Source organism: Collinsella sp. AF38-3AC (assembly GCF_003474365.1).
Taxonomy (GTDB): domain Bacteria; phylum Actinomycetota; class Coriobacteriia; order Coriobacteriales; family Coriobacteriaceae; genus Collinsella.
Window position 1 is genome coordinate 2,283 of record NZ_QROM01000013.1, and the last position, 13,987, is coordinate 16,269.

The following is a 13,987-nucleotide window of genomic DNA, read 5'->3' on the forward strand; positions in this document are numbered from 1 at the left end:
CATGTCCGAGCGGGCCCCTGCATAGATTTTGGAATAAAAGGGCGCCGCGGATGGAGTTCCGCGGCGCCCAAGCCACACGCTAACAGCTTTAAGGAGTCAAAGCTGGTTTAGCCAAAGAAGCGCTTGATCTCAATCTCGGCGTTCTCCAGGCAGTCGGAGCCGTGGATCACGTTGGCGTTGACATCGACGGCAAAGTCGCCGCGGATGGTACCAGGAGCAGCCTCAAGCGGGTTGGTAGCGCCCATGAGGGTGCGCATCTTAGCAACAGCGGAGAGACCGGAAACGACCATCTTGACGACCGGACCGCTCGTCATAAAGTCACAGAGACCGCCAAAGAAGGGCTTGTCGGCCAGATGGGCGTAGTGCTCCTCGACGGTAGCGCGCTCGAGCGTGGTCATCTCCATGCGCTCGATGACAAGGCCGCTGCGCTCAATGCGAGCAACAATCTCGCCGATCTTGCGGTCGCGCACGGCGTCGGGCTTAATCATGATGAAGGTCTTCTCGATAGCCATAAGGTAGCCTTTCAAGTAGGTTCGCGCGTGCCCAAGTCCCATTCCGGCACCCGCCTGGACTGCATCGTAACAGAGTTTTAGCTGCAGTTAAACAAAAAGCTGTTTATTGAAACGTTGCAATTTATTGAAGCGTTCCATATGTGTCACTTCTGTTTCGAAGCCCGATTAGAGTACCATCCGACCGCCCATCAACCGCATCGAACAGAGCAGGCGGTCGGTTGCCGCCCGCGAACGTAACCCCTTCACAACCTGCCCAAAGGTCCTACAGAAGTTCTCGACAAGCCCCTCCCCCATAGCAACAAAATACGGGCGTCCGCATCAGCAGATACCCGTAAAAGCAAAAACGATTTATCGATAAATGGCCAATAAGCCTCAAGCAAACCCTTACTTTGCCCCGTGGCCCATCTCGACGACCTTGGTCAGCGATCCAAACACGCCCTCGTCGGCCGAAAGCTGTGCCTTGGCGCGCTCCAGCTGCAAGGCAACGGCGGCAGGGGCGGTACCGCCCTCGGTCGTGCGTGCAGCGACAATCGACGGGATGTCGAGCGCCTCGGTAATGTCGTGCTCAAAGAGCGAGCTTGCCTCCTGGAACACCTCAAACGGCAGGTCCTCAAGATTGCAGCCGTGCTTCTCACACATCAGGACCAGATGGCCCACCACGGCATGTGCCTCGCGGAACGGCAGACCACGCTTAGCCAGGTAATCGGCAACATCGGTGGCGGCAAGGTGTCCCACGCCGCACTCGCGCGCCATGGCATCCTCGTTGACGGTCCAAGTCGAAATCATTCCGGCCATAACGGACAGGCACTGCATGAGCGTATGGGCAGTATCGAGCGCACCCTCCTTGTCCTCCTGCAGGTCCTTGTTATAGGCCAACGGCAAGCCCTTCATGGTCACCAGTAGCTGCACCAGGTTGCCGTAGACGCGGCCGCTCTTGCCGCGGATCAGCTCGGCAAAGTCGGGATTTTTCTTCTGCGGCATGATGGACGAGCCGGTGGAGTAAGAGTCGGAAAGCGTGATAAAGCCAAATTCGGAGCTCGACCACAGCACGATCTCCTCGGAAAGACGCGACAGATGCATGGCCATAACGGAGCCAGCGTAATGCAGATCGAGCAGGAAATCGCGATCGGAAACAGCGTCGAGCGAGTTAGGGATCACACCCGCAAAGCCAAGTTCGGCAGCCGTCATCTGGCGATCGAGCGGATAGCTCGTGCCGGCAAGCGCGGCAGCACCCAGCGGGCAGTTGTCGGCGGCATCAAAGGCGGCCTTCAGGCGCGTAAAGTCGCGCGCGAACATCCAGGAATACGCCAGCAAATGATGCGACAGCAGCACGGGCTGAGCATGCTGCATGTGCGTGTAGCCAGGTAGAATCACTTTGTCGTACTTCTTAGCGGCATCCACCAGCACATGGCGAAGCGAAAGATTGGCCTCCATGAGCTCCTTGGCGAGCGCCTTGACGCCCAGGCGCGTATCGGTCGCAACCTGGTCGTTGCGCGAACGTCCGGTATGCAAGCGCTTGCCCGCCTCGCCGATGCGGCGCGTCAGCTCGCTCTCGATGGACATATGAATGTCCTCGTCGTTGATATCGAAGGTAAAGTTGCCCGCATCGATATCCTGCTCGATTCCAATCAGGCCCTCGGAGATCGCCTGCTCGTCCTCGGCAGTGATGATGCCCTGGGCGGCCAGCATCTTGGCATGTGCCTTAGAGCCGGCGATATCCTGCTTATAAAGATGTTTGTCGACCGGCAGCGACGCGCCAAACTCCTGCGTGACCTCGGCCACGCCCGCCTCAAAACGACCGCCCCAAAGAGCCATGGAACCGTCTCCTTTCATCAAATACCTAAACAAGCGCCCAAAGCAAGGCACCCTGTCGCTAAAGCGATTTATCAACCGCTAGTTTTGCACATCCCCCACCGTGCGCGGGTCCATGCAGCTAATTTGCAAAGAAGTGACGCACCTGGCACTTGGCGCCCTTCGACTCCCGCCAACCGCATTGAACATAATGGATACTCCTCGAATATATAAAGATGTAAAGCCCTCAAATTGATAGAAAGAGCCCCGCCGGACAACCCCGGCGGGGCTCGGACTCAGCCGCAGACGCGGCATCATATATGCGGGCGGAACGTAGGGGCCACCAATGTTAAGAAGTGTCAGCAAGCATAACGAAAGGTAGGGACCCCATGCGCCCGTTATGTATCACGCGGATGGGCCGCGCGGATACCAAGGGAAGGAAAGAAGCCTTACGCCTGGGCGGCAGCGGAGCTGGGGCCCTGGACCTTAGCCCACGTCTTGAGCGACAACGTGTCGATTTCGATAAAGCCGGCGCTGGCCTTCTCGTCAAACGTGGTGTCACGATCGTAGGTAGCCAGACCGTAGTCATAGAGGCTAAACGGGCTCTTGCGGCCGACGACATGGCAGTTGCCCTTAAAGAACTTCAGACGGACGGTGCCGGTCACGAACTTCTGGGTATCGGCCATAAAGGCGTCGAGCGCGTTCTTGAGCGGGCTGTACCACTGGCCGTTGTACACGGCGGTGGCCCAATCCTGCTCGAGCTTGATCTTGGTCTTGAGCAGGTCACCCTCGACGCAGATGTCCTCGAGCGCCTTGTGGGCGGTGATGAGCGTCAGGGCGCCGGGGACCTCGTAGCACTCGCGGCTCTTGAGGCCAACCAGACGATCCTCGACCAGGTCCAGACGGCCAAAGCCATTGTCGCCGGAGATCTTGTTGAGCGCGATGACGATCTCGGAGAGCTTCATCTTCTTACCGTCAACCGCAACGGGCTTGCCGGCCTCGAACTCGATCTCGGTGTAGGTCGGGGTGTCGGGCGTGTCCTCGGGGTTCTTGGTCATAACCCAGGCATCGTCGAGCGGCTCGTTCCAGGGATCCTCCAGGTGACCGCACTCGATGGCGCGACCCCACAGGTTGTCATCGATGGAATAGGGGTTGTCGTTGGCACCCTCGGGAACCGGCACGTTGTGAGCGTGAGCATAGGCGACCTCGTCCGGACGGCACTTCAGATCCCACTCACGAACCGGGGCGATAACCTTGAGCTCAGGGTCGAGGGCCTTGACGGCGGCCTCAAAACGGACCTGGTCGTTGCCCTTGCCGGTGCAGCCATGGGCGACATAGGTGGCGCCGAACTCGTGAGCGACCTCGACGAGCTTCTTGGCAAGCAGCGGACGGGACAGAGCGGAGAGCAGCGGGTACTTATTCTCGTACATAGAGTTGGCGGCGATGGCCTTGGTCAGGAACTCATCGGAGAACTCGTCGCGCAGGTCGAGCACCTGGCAGTCCAGAACGCCCAGGTCGAGAGCCTTCTGCTTCTTGGCATCCAGGCCGGTCTCCTCCTGGCCCACGTTGCCGCAGACGCAAACGACATCAAGATTCTTCTCGTCTTGGAGCCACTTGACACATACGGATGTATCAAGACCACCGGAATATGCGAGAACGACTTTTTCCTTGCTCATGGCTGTTTCCTTTCGCCCTTGGTAGCTAGTTAGAACATCGGTCAGTTGCAAGTCACTCTGAGGTCAAAAACCGTGCAATATCAGGTTAAATAGCAAAAAGCAGCACAACATGCCCTAGAAACATGCGTCTATGTCGTGCTAAAACCCAACGACCTCAAAATGACTCTGTTGGAGCATTTCGCCCCATGCGGACAGAGACGATTGTTATCGTCGTCGGGAAATTGCGCGCTGGCGTCGGATGGCATAGTCTGCAGTGGTGATGATCTGTACGAACTGCATCTGCCTCTCCTTTCGCTTATCGCCGGGCGCAATTCATATATCGTAAACGGTACCTATTCCTCGGTAAACGGCTGTTTTTCCGCCTCCGTTTTCGATGGTCGCCATATTACGCTAAAGTGCCCGCTTCACAAGCGACAAATTCAAATTTCTGAAAAGTTTTTTCATTACTTTGTGAATCATGGTGCAAATACGCGCCAATCCTGCGAAAATACGCCCGACTACCAGTTGATGGTTATAACGTCTGAAACAATTTCGAAACGAAAGGCGCGTTTTTATGCAAACTTACGAATCGGATGCCAATATCGGCAACATTAAGATTCTCGCCGTCGATATGGACAAGACGCTTCTCACTGACGAGCGCGTGCTGCCCCAGGGCCTCGATGAGCGTCTGGACAAGCTCGCCGATGCCGGTATCGTATTCTGCCCCGCCAGCGGACGCCCCGCCCCCAAACTCGAGGAAATGTTCGAGGGCATCAAGAACCGACTCGCGTTTTGTCCCGACAACGGTGCCTGCGTCATCTATCGCGGCAACTATATCTATAAGAGCAACATCGACGTGGAGCTGTATCAGCAGGTGCTTGCCCGTGCCTCGGAGGACTCGCGCGCCGTTCCCGTACTGTGCTGCTACGACGAGTTCTATGTGCTCGCCCGCGACCACCAGTATCACGACGAGATCAGCGTCTACTACAACACGATCAACTACGTCGACACCTTTGAGGGCCTCGATCTCGAGTCCAACAAGATCTCGATCTTCTTCCCTGCCTACGATGCCGAGCCCGCGTTCCGCGAGACCTATAACCCCGCGTTCTGTGACCAGCTCTATGTCACCAATGCCGGTCGCGAGTGGATCGACTTTATGAACCTAGGCGTCGACAAGGGCGCCGGCGTGGCGCATCTGTGCGAGCAACTGGGCATCGACATCGCCGATGCCGCCGCCGTGGGCGACACCTACAACGATATCCCCATGCTGGAGCGTGTCGGTCACAGCTTTATCGTGGACAATGCCGAGGAGCATATGAACGCGCATGCTAAGTGGCGCATTCCGAGCAACAACGACGGGGGCGTACTGACGCTCATCGATGCCATCTTGGCGGCTCGTTAACGTGGCTCGTCGGACCTGGCCGGGCGAGGCGGGTAAGTTTTTCGTTCGGTCAGGTCCTGGGCTCGCTCGGAAAGCACATTAAGTGCTTTCCGGCTCGTGCGGAATCTACGAAAAACTTACCCGCCTCGCCCGGCCAGGTCCTGCGGTGACTTGCTTGCCGCTTGGATGACGTCTTGGCGCCTAGATACTTTGGCTGATTTTTATTGAACGAAGGACGCTCCTTGTTGATGAGGGGCGTCCTTCTGATTTTGTATTACTTTGGAATTGTGGTCATGCCCTTACTTGGCGTCTGCCCAGGTCACTCCAGTCGAAGCTTCGGCGATTAGGGGGACGCGGAGGTCTACTACGTGCTCCATGACGTCGCGGACCATGGCGGTGAGGCGCTCGACTTCGTCGACGGGGCACTCAAAGTCCAGTTCGTCGTGTACCTGCAGAATCATGTGGGCGGCAAAGCCCTCTTCTTCCAGGCGGCGGCTTACGCGGGCCATCGCGATCTTGATGATGTCGGCCGCGGTTCCCTGCATGGGGTGGTTCATGGCCGTGCGCTCACCAAAGCCGCGGAGCTGCGGGTTTTTGGCCTTGAGCTCAGGAATATGGCGACGGCGGCCGTACATGGTCTCGGCGTAGCCCGTCTGCTTGGCACGTGCCACCACGTTGTCGAGGAACGTGCGCACGCCCGGATATGCCTCGTAGTAGCGGTCGATCATGTCGCGTGCCTCGGCCATCGAGATATGCAGCGACTGCGACAGGCCGTAGGCCTGCTGACCGTACACGATGCCAAAGTTCACGGCCTTGGCGCGGCTGCGCAAATCGGGCGTTACCTCGGACACCGGTACGCCAAACACGCGCGCGGCTGTCTCGGCATGGAAGTCCTCGCCCTCGTTAAAGGCACGCACCAGGTGTTCATCACCCGAGAGATGCGCCAACAGACGCAGCTCGATCTGCGAGTAGTCCACCGCTAAAAAGACGCTTCCCTCGCCTGCCGAAAACGCCGTCTTGACGGTACGGCCCAGCTCCGAGCGCGTCGGGATGTTCTGCAAGTTCGGGTCACTCGAGGAAAGACGACCCGTCGCCGTGATGGTTTGGTTGTACGTAGTGTGCACGCGACCGTCACCGCGACGCAGCGGGCCCAGTGTGTCCAGATAGGTGGACTTGATCTTGGACTTCTCACGCCAGTCCAAGATCAGACGCACGATTTCGTGGTCACGGGCAAGGTCGCTCAGTACCTTGGCGTTGGTCGAATAATAGCCGCGCTTGGTCTTTTTGAGGCCCTTGGTCGGAAGGCCCATCACGTCAAACAGCACGTGCGAGAGCTGCATGGGACTGCCGATGTTAAAGGCCTCGTCACCGGCCAGGTCGCGAATGCTCCGCTCGACCTCGGCAATCTGGGTCGCCAAACCCTCGGACAGACTATGCAGGCGATCGGGGTCCACGAGCATGCCCGCGCGCTCCATCTTGGCAAGCACCGGCACGAGCGGCATCTCGATGCCATCGAACACGTTGGCGGCGTTCTCGCGGGCCATGCGGTCGCGCAGCGGCGCCACGAGCGCCAGCGTCAGGGCCGCAGTGCGGGCAGCAGGCGCAGGAGCGTCCTCGCCAGCACCCTCCGCGCCGCGCGCCGCAGGCAGCGTCATCTGCAGATAGGTATCGGCCAGATACGCCTCATCAAACTCGGAGCGGTCGGAATCCAACAGATAGGCGGCGACCACAGTATCGAAGATGCGCGTGGAATCGACGGCCAGCGGATCCATGAGCTCGGGCTCAGAGGAATCGATGGGCGAAAGCTCGTGCAGCAGCGCCTTCATGTCCGGGCTCGCCACGCGGCCCTCCATAAACAGGCGCGCGAGCACGCCGGCGATCACGCCATGGGCAACGTTAAAGCCATCGACCTCGGCAGGCGCACCGCCGTCGCCCTCCTCGAGCGCAAACAGCCCCTTGGACGTCGCCAGCCACAGCGTGCGCGTCAGGCCAAAAAGTGCGCCTTCCTCCTTGTCATCGTCCACCACAGCGGCAATCCACTCGCCCGCATCAATCGCGCGAGCGACCTCGGCGGCGGCAGCAGCAAGCGCCTCGGCATCGCCGGAGGCGGCACGCGAAACGGCAGGCAGCTCAAACGTGCTGGCAGCGCCCGCAGCCCCACCCTCGGCGCCAATCAGCGAGAGGAAACGGTTCTGCATGGCCGTGATGCCGAGCGTGCCCAGCGCCGCGGACACCTCGTCGGCAGAAAACGCCGGGAAGGACGTTGCGTCAAAGTCGAGCTCGACAGGCGCATCGGTGCGAATGGTTGCGACCTTGCGGCTCAGCAGCGCATCGTCGATATGCGCACGCAGGTTCTCGCCCATCTTGCCCTTGACCTCGTCGGCATGCGCGATAACCTCGTCCAGGCTGCCGTACTGCGCGATAAGCGCGCTCGCCTTTTTGGGGCCGATGCCCGGCACGCCGGGAATGTTGTCGGACGTATCGCCCTTCAGGCCGTAAAAATCGGGCACGAGCGCCGGTGTAATGCCGTGATACAGGTCGTCCACGCTCTCGGGCGTCATAATCGCCACGTCGGACAGGCCTTTGCGGGTCGAGACCACGTTGACGTGCTCGGTCACGAGCTGATACATGTCGCGGTCGCCGGTCACCAGCAGCATGTCGCAGCCGGCTTCCTCGCCCAGGCGCGCCATGGTGCCCAGGATATCGTCGCCTTCCCAGCCCTCGGACTGCAAAATCGGCACGTTGAGCGCAGCGAGCAGCTCCTTAATCATGGGGAACTGCGCGTGCAGGTCGGGGTCCATGGGCGGGCGCTGCGCCTTATACTGCGGCAGCATCTCCATGCGCACGCGCGGCTTGCCCTTATCAAACGCCACGACCACACCGTCGGGGTTAAAGGCGTCGATCATCTTGAGAAACATGTTCAGAAAGCCAAAGATCGCGTTGGTGGGGCGACCGTCCGGCGCGTTCATGGTAGGCGGCACGGCGTGGAAGGCGCGGTGCATGAGCGAGTTGCCGTCGATAACGGCAAAGGTGCGGCGCTTGTCAGACATATTGAATACCTCGCTTTGGGCTGGGCACGATTTGCTCCCACCAGTTTACACGCTCCCCGCCTCGCGGCCACCGCACATCAAGCTCCTCCGCCACCGCGCGCCCGCGCATGATACGATGGCTCACGGTACATTAACCAGCACGATCGATCCGAAAGGAGCCTGCGTCATGGAGCGTCCCTGCGCATGGAAAAAGTACACGCCACAGCAGATCGAGGAGCTCGAGGAGCTTTGCCGCGGCTATAAGCAGTTTTTGAGCGAGAACAAGACCGAGCGCCTGTGCGTCAAGACCGGCATCAAGATGGCCGAGGAGGCGGGCTACGTCAACCTGGAGACCGTGATCGCCGAGGGCCGCAAGCTCAAGGCAGGCGACAAGGTGTACGCCGCCAACCACGGCAAGGACCTTATGCTCGTCAACCTTGGCACCGCCCCGCTCGAGCAGGGCTTTAACATCCTGGGCGCCCACGTGGACTCGCCGCGCCTGGACCTTAAGCAGAATCCCGCCTTCGAGGCCGGCGACATGGCCTACCTCGACACGCACTACTATGGCGGCGTCAAGAGCTACCACTGGGTCGCTTCCCCGCTCGCACTCGTAGGCGTCATCTGCAAAAAGGACGGCACCACCGTCGACATCAACATCGGTGACAAGGCCGACGACCCGGTCTTTACCATCTCCGACCTGCTGATCCACCTCTCGAGCGAGCAGATGGCCAAGCCCGCCAAGGACGCCGTCGACGCCGAGATCCTCGACGTGATCGTGGGCGGCCGCCCCGTCAAGTTTGACGAGGACGACAAGGACGCCCCCAAGGAGCCCGTCAAGCAGATGTTCCTGGATATCCTCAAGGAGCAGTACGACGTCGAGGAGGAGGACTTCCTCTCCGCCGAGATCGAGGTCGTGCCCGCCGGCCCCGCCCGCGACATGGGTCTCGATCGCTCCATGATTTTGGGCTATGGCCACGATGACCGCGTCTGCGCCTACCCCTCCATGCTCGCTCAGATCAACGTGGCAGACGTCGAGCGCACGAGCATCACGCTCATCGTCGACAAGGAGGAGATCGGCTCCGTGGGCGCCACCGGCATGACGAGCCGCTTCTTCGAGAACACCGTCGCCGAGATCATGACGCTCGCCGGCGAGAGCAGCCCACTGGCCCTGCGCCGCGCACTCGCCCGCAGCCGCATGCTCTCCTCTGACGTGTCCGCTGGCTTTGACCCGGGCTATGCCGGTAAGTTCGAGACTAAGAATGCAGCTTTTATGGGTCGCGGCCTGTGCTTTAACAAGTACACGGGCAGCCGCGGCAAGGGCGGCTCCAACGATGCCGACGCCGAGTATGTGGCCCTCATCCGCGACATCATGGACGAGGCCGGCGTGGACTTCCAGACCTGCGAGCTCGGCCGCGTCAACGCGGGCGGCGGCGGCACCATCGCCTACATCATGGCCGAGTATGGCATGAACGTCATCGACTCCGGCGTTGCCGTCCTGTCCATGCACGCCCTGTGGGAGGTCGCCAACAAGGCCGATATCTACGAGGCCTATCGCGGCTACAAGGCCTTCATCGAGCGCGCCTAACCAGCCCTTCATCAGTTGCGGTGAAATACGGACTAAACTGGCCCATAAACGGCCCAAACAGACTGTATTCCACCGCAACTTCCTTTTTGGCAGAGGAGAGTCCATGCTGCAGATCATCATTTCGCCCGCCAAGCAGATGCGCGCGGCCCAAGATGCTTTTGAAGTCATGGGCATTCCACCTTTTGCGCACGAGACGGCTCGCCTCCACTGCGCACTGCTAGATATCGAACGAAATGAAGGCAGCGGCGGCCTGCAAGCGCTATGGAACGTGAGTGACAAACTGCTGGGGCCTTGCCTCAACACCCTGCATGAGTTCGGGCCCATCCTGAAAAACGGCGATCTCGACAATCCCGAACTCGCCCGTCACCTCTCCCCTGCCGTCATGTCCTATCACGGCATTCAATACCAGAGTATGGCGCCCGAGGTGATGGATTCCGCGCAGCTCGCATGGCTACAAGACCATCTATGGATCCTCTCCGGCCTCTACGGGTGCGTTCGTCCCTTTCATGCCGTCGAACCGTATCGGCTGGAGATGGGCGCGAAGCTCGCCGTTGACGATGCCCGAGACCTCTACGCGTTTTGGAGCGACAAGCTCGCGCGGGCTATCGCCCCGGCGGACTCAAACACCACGATCGTCAACCTCGCCAGCGTAGAGTATGCCAAAGCCGTTCTGCCCCACCTCGCGGGCGACGCCACGGCCGTCACATGCCTCTTTGGCGAGGGTATCCGCAACGGGAAGCCCATCCAACAGTCGACCGCCAGCAAAAAGGCGCGCGGCTCCATGGTGCGGTGGATGGCAGAAAACAAGCTCGAGGATGTAAGCGGGCTCACCGCGTTCGACGTTGGTTATCGTCACTTTCCCGAGCTTTCAAATAAAAACACTTTGGTCTTCCTGAACGAACAGGCCTTGTAGGACCACCGCTACTTTGAATGTGCTACCTAGGCACGGCGTCTATTCCGCCAAGCCGTCGGCTTTGGCAATTTCATTTGTCGAGCCGTCCTGATAGGCAATCTTGACGTGTTCCACCTCGGACACTTTGACGCCCGACGGGGGCTCCAGGCGCCATTCCGTCAGCGCGATATCCATCGTCGTGGGAACGTCTCCTTGATTTTTGAGCTTCACCGTCAGCGTTTTGAGCGCCGCATCAAACGTCACGCGTTCGATTTCTTCACCTGGAATGGACCCACCACTCAGCTGCAACTGCACAAACTCATCGCGCGGGTACCAATAATCGCCCGGAACGGCGAGCGTATTGGCATTACCGCCAGTACTCCTCACCGTCATAATCGGTAGGCTATCATCAACCTCGAACTCCCATGCAGCGCCGCCGCGACCACCAAACGTCCAGATACAAAAGGCAATCACCAGCACGGCAAGCACCGCAAAACCAATCGCGACAAGGCCATGGTGCGCACGGCTTTCCTCGGCCGATACATCCCATTGCGTCTCTCGATATAGATGCTTGTCTTCCATGTTCGCCTCCCCGCAAGCACGCTCGTTGGCCCAATCGTACCCATTCAGGCTATACTTGAGCCCATGACATAACGGGGGGCTTGCAGGACAAGACGGCAGGCTGAGATTGGGCGCGCCCGCCCTGACCCGCAAACCTGATATGGGTAATGCCAACGAAGGGAGCCGTGCCAATGAGCACACAGACCGAGCCCAAGCTCGTCACGCAAATCGACTTCGCCCGCGCCGGGCAGATCACGCCGCAGATGAAGGAGGTTGCCGAGCGCGAGCATCGCGACCCCGAGTACATCCGCGAGCGCGTGGCCGACGGCCGCATCGCCATCCCCGCCAACATCGTGCATATCAAAAAAGGCATGCGCGCCTTTGGCGTCGGTGAGGGCCTGTCCACCAAGGTCAACGTCAACCTGGGCATCTCGGGCGATAAGGCCGATGCCGCCGAGGAGTGGAAGAAGGTCAAGATCGCCGAGGACTTTGGCGCCGACGCCATTATGGACCTCTCCAACTCGGGCAAGACGCGCCAGTTCCGCCAGCAGCTCATCGACGAGACGCCGCTCATGGTGGGCACGGTGCCGATGTACGATGCCATCGGCTACATGGAAAAGCCGCTGGTCAAGCTGACCAAGGACGATCTGCTCGAGGTCGTGCGCGCGCATGCCGAGGACGGCGTGGACTTTATGACCATCCACTGCGGCATCAACAAGTCGGTCATCAAGACCTTTAAGGAGACTGGCCGCCTCATGAACATCGTCAGCCGCGGCGGCTCGCTGCTGTTTGGTTGGATGGAGGTCACCGGTAACGAGAACCCCTTCTACGAGTTCTACGACGAGGTGCTCGAGATCTGCCACGAATACGACGTGACGATCTCGCTCGGCGACTCCTGCCGCCCGGGCTGTCTCTACGACTCCAACGACGCAACCGAGACCGCCGAGATGATCGAGCTGGGCAAGCTGTGCAAGCGCGCCTGGGCCGCCGGCGTCCAGGTCATGGTCGAGGGTCCGGGTCACATGGCGCTCGACGAGATCGCTGCCAACATGAAGCTGCAGAAGCGCCTGTGCCACAACGCCCCGTTCTATGTGCTGGGGCCGCTGGTGACCGATATCGGCGTGGGCTACGACCACATCACCGCCGCCATTGGTGGCGCCATCTCCGCGAGCTCGGGTGCCGACTTTTTGTGCTACGTGACGCCGGCCGAGCACCTGTGCCTGCCCAACGCTCAGGATGTGCTCGATGGCCTCATGGCCACCAAGATTGCCGCACACGCCGCCGACATCGCCAAGAAGGTACCGCACGCCCGTGACATGGACGACAGGATGGGTCAGGCACGCCGCAAGCTCGACTGGGACGCCATGTGGAAGTGCGCCCTCGACCCGGTCACCGGCAAGAAGCGCTACGAGGAATCCCCCGCCGCCACCGAGGGCACCTGCACCATGTGCGGCAAGATGTGCGCCGTTCGCACTGTCAACAAGGTGTTCGAGGGCACGACAATCGACCTCGGCATGGAGGACTAACCCTGTCGCCGCGGCCGCTTCTGGCGGCGAGCTGGTACCTGTCAATTGTTGACGTGTGAACATTTTCTTGCATTTGCGTAAAGATTGCACCGCCCGCCCGGGACCGGCATACAGCCGGCCCGGGCATCTTTATAATGCAGGCAGAAGAGCCATTTGAATCCGACCGAGCAAGGGAGCGAACATGGATCGCAGCAAGGTACCTGCCGTTCTATCCATCGCAGGATCCGATTCCAGCGGTGGCGCCGGCATTCAGGCCGACATCAAGACCATTACGGCGCACCGTCTGTATGCCGAGACGGCCATAACCGCCATCACGGCGCAAAACACCCTGGGCATCACCGCCGTGCAGGATATCTCGCCAGATATCGTCGCCGCGCAGATCGACGCCGTCTTTGACGACATCCGCCCGAGCGCCGTCAAGATCGGCATGGTTTCTTCTGTCGAGATTATCGAAGTCATCGCCGACCGCTTGAGCGCCTGGAACGCAACGAACGTGGTCGTGGACCCCGTCATGGTAGCCACCTCGGGCGCTCGACTCATTGCCGAGGATGCGGCCGAGGCGCTCACGCGTCGCCTGTTCCCGTTGGCGACCGTCATCACGCCCAATATCCCCGAGGCCATGGCACTGCTCGACTACGAGGTCGATTCCGAGCGCACGCAGCAAAATGCCGCCATGCTCCTCACCCGCCGCTTTGGATGCGCGTCTTTGGTTAAAGGCGGACATCTTGTCAACGAGGCCAACGACGTGCTGGCGGAGCCCGCGCCGCTCGATGACGAGGGCAACCACCTGGGCGATCCGCTCACCACATGGTTCCGTCACAAGCGCATCGAGACCGGCAACACGCATGGCACCGGCTGCACGCTCTCGTCCGCTATCGCCTGCGCGCTGGCCCAGGGCATGGATCTTGCCGACGCCGTCAACGCCGGCAAGGCCTACCTAACGGGCGCCCTCGCCGCCGGCTTTGACATGGGCAAAGGTTCCGGCCCCGTCAACCACATGTGGAATTACTAGCCCTGCAGCAAAACCACCACAAAGGGGACAGGCACCTTTGTGG

General features: G+C 60.2%; 10 protein-coding genes and 1 riboswitch. Of the genes, 5 read left to right on the forward strand and 5 right to left on the reverse strand.

Going from position 1 to position 13,987, the window contains the following annotated elements; all coding sequences use genetic code 11:
* Positions 1–107: 107 nt before the first annotated feature.
* The 3 genes from ndk to DW029_RS07895 form a co-directional block, all read right to left on the reverse strand.
* Positions 108–512 carry a nucleoside-diphosphate kinase gene (ndk, locus tag DW029_RS07885; protein ID WP_035138006.1) on the reverse strand — a complete coding sequence of 135 codons (405 nt, stop codon included), beginning with the start codon at positions 510–512 and terminating at the stop codon, positions 108–110.
* Between the two features lie 384 nt (positions 513–896).
* Positions 897–2,327 carry an argininosuccinate lyase gene (argH, locus tag DW029_RS07890; RefSeq protein WP_118345713.1) on the reverse strand — a complete coding sequence of 477 codons (1,431 nt, stop codon included), beginning with the start codon at positions 2,325–2,327 and terminating at the stop codon, positions 897–899.
* 425 nt (positions 2,328–2,752) lie between these two features.
* Positions 2,753–3,979 (reverse strand): argininosuccinate synthase, encoded by a 1,227-nt coding sequence (locus DW029_RS07895; protein WP_035138001.1) that lies wholly within the window; start codon positions 3,977–3,979, stop codon positions 2,753–2,755.
* A 553-nt stretch (positions 3,980–4,532) separates the two neighbouring features.
* Between DW029_RS07895 and DW029_RS07900 the strand changes: the two genes are divergently transcribed.
* On the forward strand, positions 4,533–5,360 hold the full coding sequence (locus DW029_RS07900) for a Cof-type HAD-IIB family hydrolase (protein WP_117762858.1): 828 nt from the start codon (positions 4,533–4,535) through the stop codon (positions 5,358–5,360).
* 278 nt (positions 5,361–5,638) lie between these two features.
* On the opposite strand, the gene polA is transcribed toward DW029_RS07900, so the two are convergent.
* Positions 5,639–8,389, reverse strand: coding sequence for a DNA polymerase I (gene polA / locus DW029_RS07905; RefSeq protein ID WP_118345714.1), 2,751 nt, complete (start codon positions 8,387–8,389; stop codon positions 5,639–5,641).
* 166 nt (positions 8,390–8,555) lie between these two features.
* On the opposite strand from polA, the gene DW029_RS07910 reads away from it, so the two are divergent.
* Positions 8,556–9,953, forward strand: coding sequence for an aminopeptidase (locus DW029_RS07910; protein ID WP_118345715.1), 1,398 nt, complete (start codon positions 8,556–8,558; stop codon positions 9,951–9,953).
* A gap of 103 nt (positions 9,954–10,056) precedes the next feature.
* Positions 10,057–10,866 carry a YaaA family protein gene (locus tag DW029_RS07915; protein ID WP_118345716.1) on the forward strand — a complete coding sequence of 270 codons (810 nt, stop codon included), beginning with the start codon at positions 10,057–10,059 and terminating at the stop codon, positions 10,864–10,866.
* A gap of 39 nt (positions 10,867–10,905) precedes the next feature.
* Here the strand turns inward: DW029_RS07915 and DW029_RS07920 are convergent, their stop codons facing one another.
* Complete coding sequence (locus DW029_RS07920; RefSeq protein ID WP_118345717.1) at positions 10,906–11,427, reverse strand: hypothetical protein; 522 nt, start codon at positions 11,425–11,427, stop codon at positions 10,906–10,908.
* 62 nt (positions 11,428–11,489) lie between these two features.
* Positions 11,490–11,606, forward strand: a riboswitch (TPP riboswitch).
* On the opposite strand from DW029_RS07920, the gene thiC reads away from it, so the two are divergent.
* Positions 11,598–12,932 carry a phosphomethylpyrimidine synthase ThiC gene (gene thiC / locus DW029_RS07925; protein ID WP_117734969.1) on the forward strand — a complete coding sequence of 445 codons (1,335 nt, stop codon included), beginning with the start codon at positions 11,598–11,600 and terminating at the stop codon, positions 12,930–12,932. It overlaps the preceding riboswitch by 9 nt.
* A gap of 181 nt (positions 12,933–13,113) precedes the next feature.
* The gene (thiD, locus tag DW029_RS07930) at positions 13,114–13,944 is read left to right on the forward strand and encodes a bifunctional hydroxymethylpyrimidine kinase/phosphomethylpyrimidine kinase (protein WP_118345718.1); all 831 of its coding nucleotides are present in this window, start codon (positions 13,114–13,116) and stop codon (positions 13,942–13,944) included.
* Positions 13,945–13,987: the final 43 nt, after the last annotated feature.

What these genes read in the sequence shown, in the direction of transcription:
- ndk (WP_035138006.1), bottom strand. Translation starts at nt 512, where the DNA reads ATGGCTATCGAGAAGACCTTCATCATGATTAAGCCCGACGCCGTGCGC.
- argH (WP_118345713.1), bottom strand. Translation starts at nt 2,327, where the DNA reads ATGGCTCTTTGGGGCGGTCGTTTTGAGGCGGGCGTGGCCGAGGTCACG.
- DW029_RS07895 (WP_035138001.1), bottom strand. Translation starts at nt 3,979, where the DNA reads ATGAGCAAGGAAAAAGTCGTTCTCGCATATTCCGGTGGTCTTGATACA.
- DW029_RS07900 (WP_117762858.1), top strand. Translation starts at nt 4,533, where the DNA reads ATGCAAACTTACGAATCGGATGCCAATATCGGCAACATTAAGATTCTC.
- polA (WP_118345714.1), bottom strand. Translation starts at nt 8,389, where the DNA reads ATGTCTGACAAGCGCCGCACCTTTGCCGTTATCGACGGCAACTCGCTC.
- DW029_RS07910 (WP_118345715.1), top strand. Translation starts at nt 8,556, where the DNA reads ATGGAGCGTCCCTGCGCATGGAAAAAGTACACGCCACAGCAGATCGAG.
- DW029_RS07915 (WP_118345716.1), top strand. Translation starts at nt 10,057, where the DNA reads ATGCTGCAGATCATCATTTCGCCCGCCAAGCAGATGCGCGCGGCCCAA.
- DW029_RS07920 (WP_118345717.1), bottom strand. Translation starts at nt 11,427, where the DNA reads ATGGAAGACAAGCATCTATATCGAGAGACGCAATGGGATGTATCGGCC.
- thiC (WP_117734969.1), top strand. Translation starts at nt 11,598, where the DNA reads ATGAGCACACAGACCGAGCCCAAGCTCGTCACGCAAATCGACTTCGCC.
- thiD (WP_118345718.1), top strand. Translation starts at nt 13,114, where the DNA reads ATGGATCGCAGCAAGGTACCTGCCGTTCTATCCATCGCAGGATCCGAT.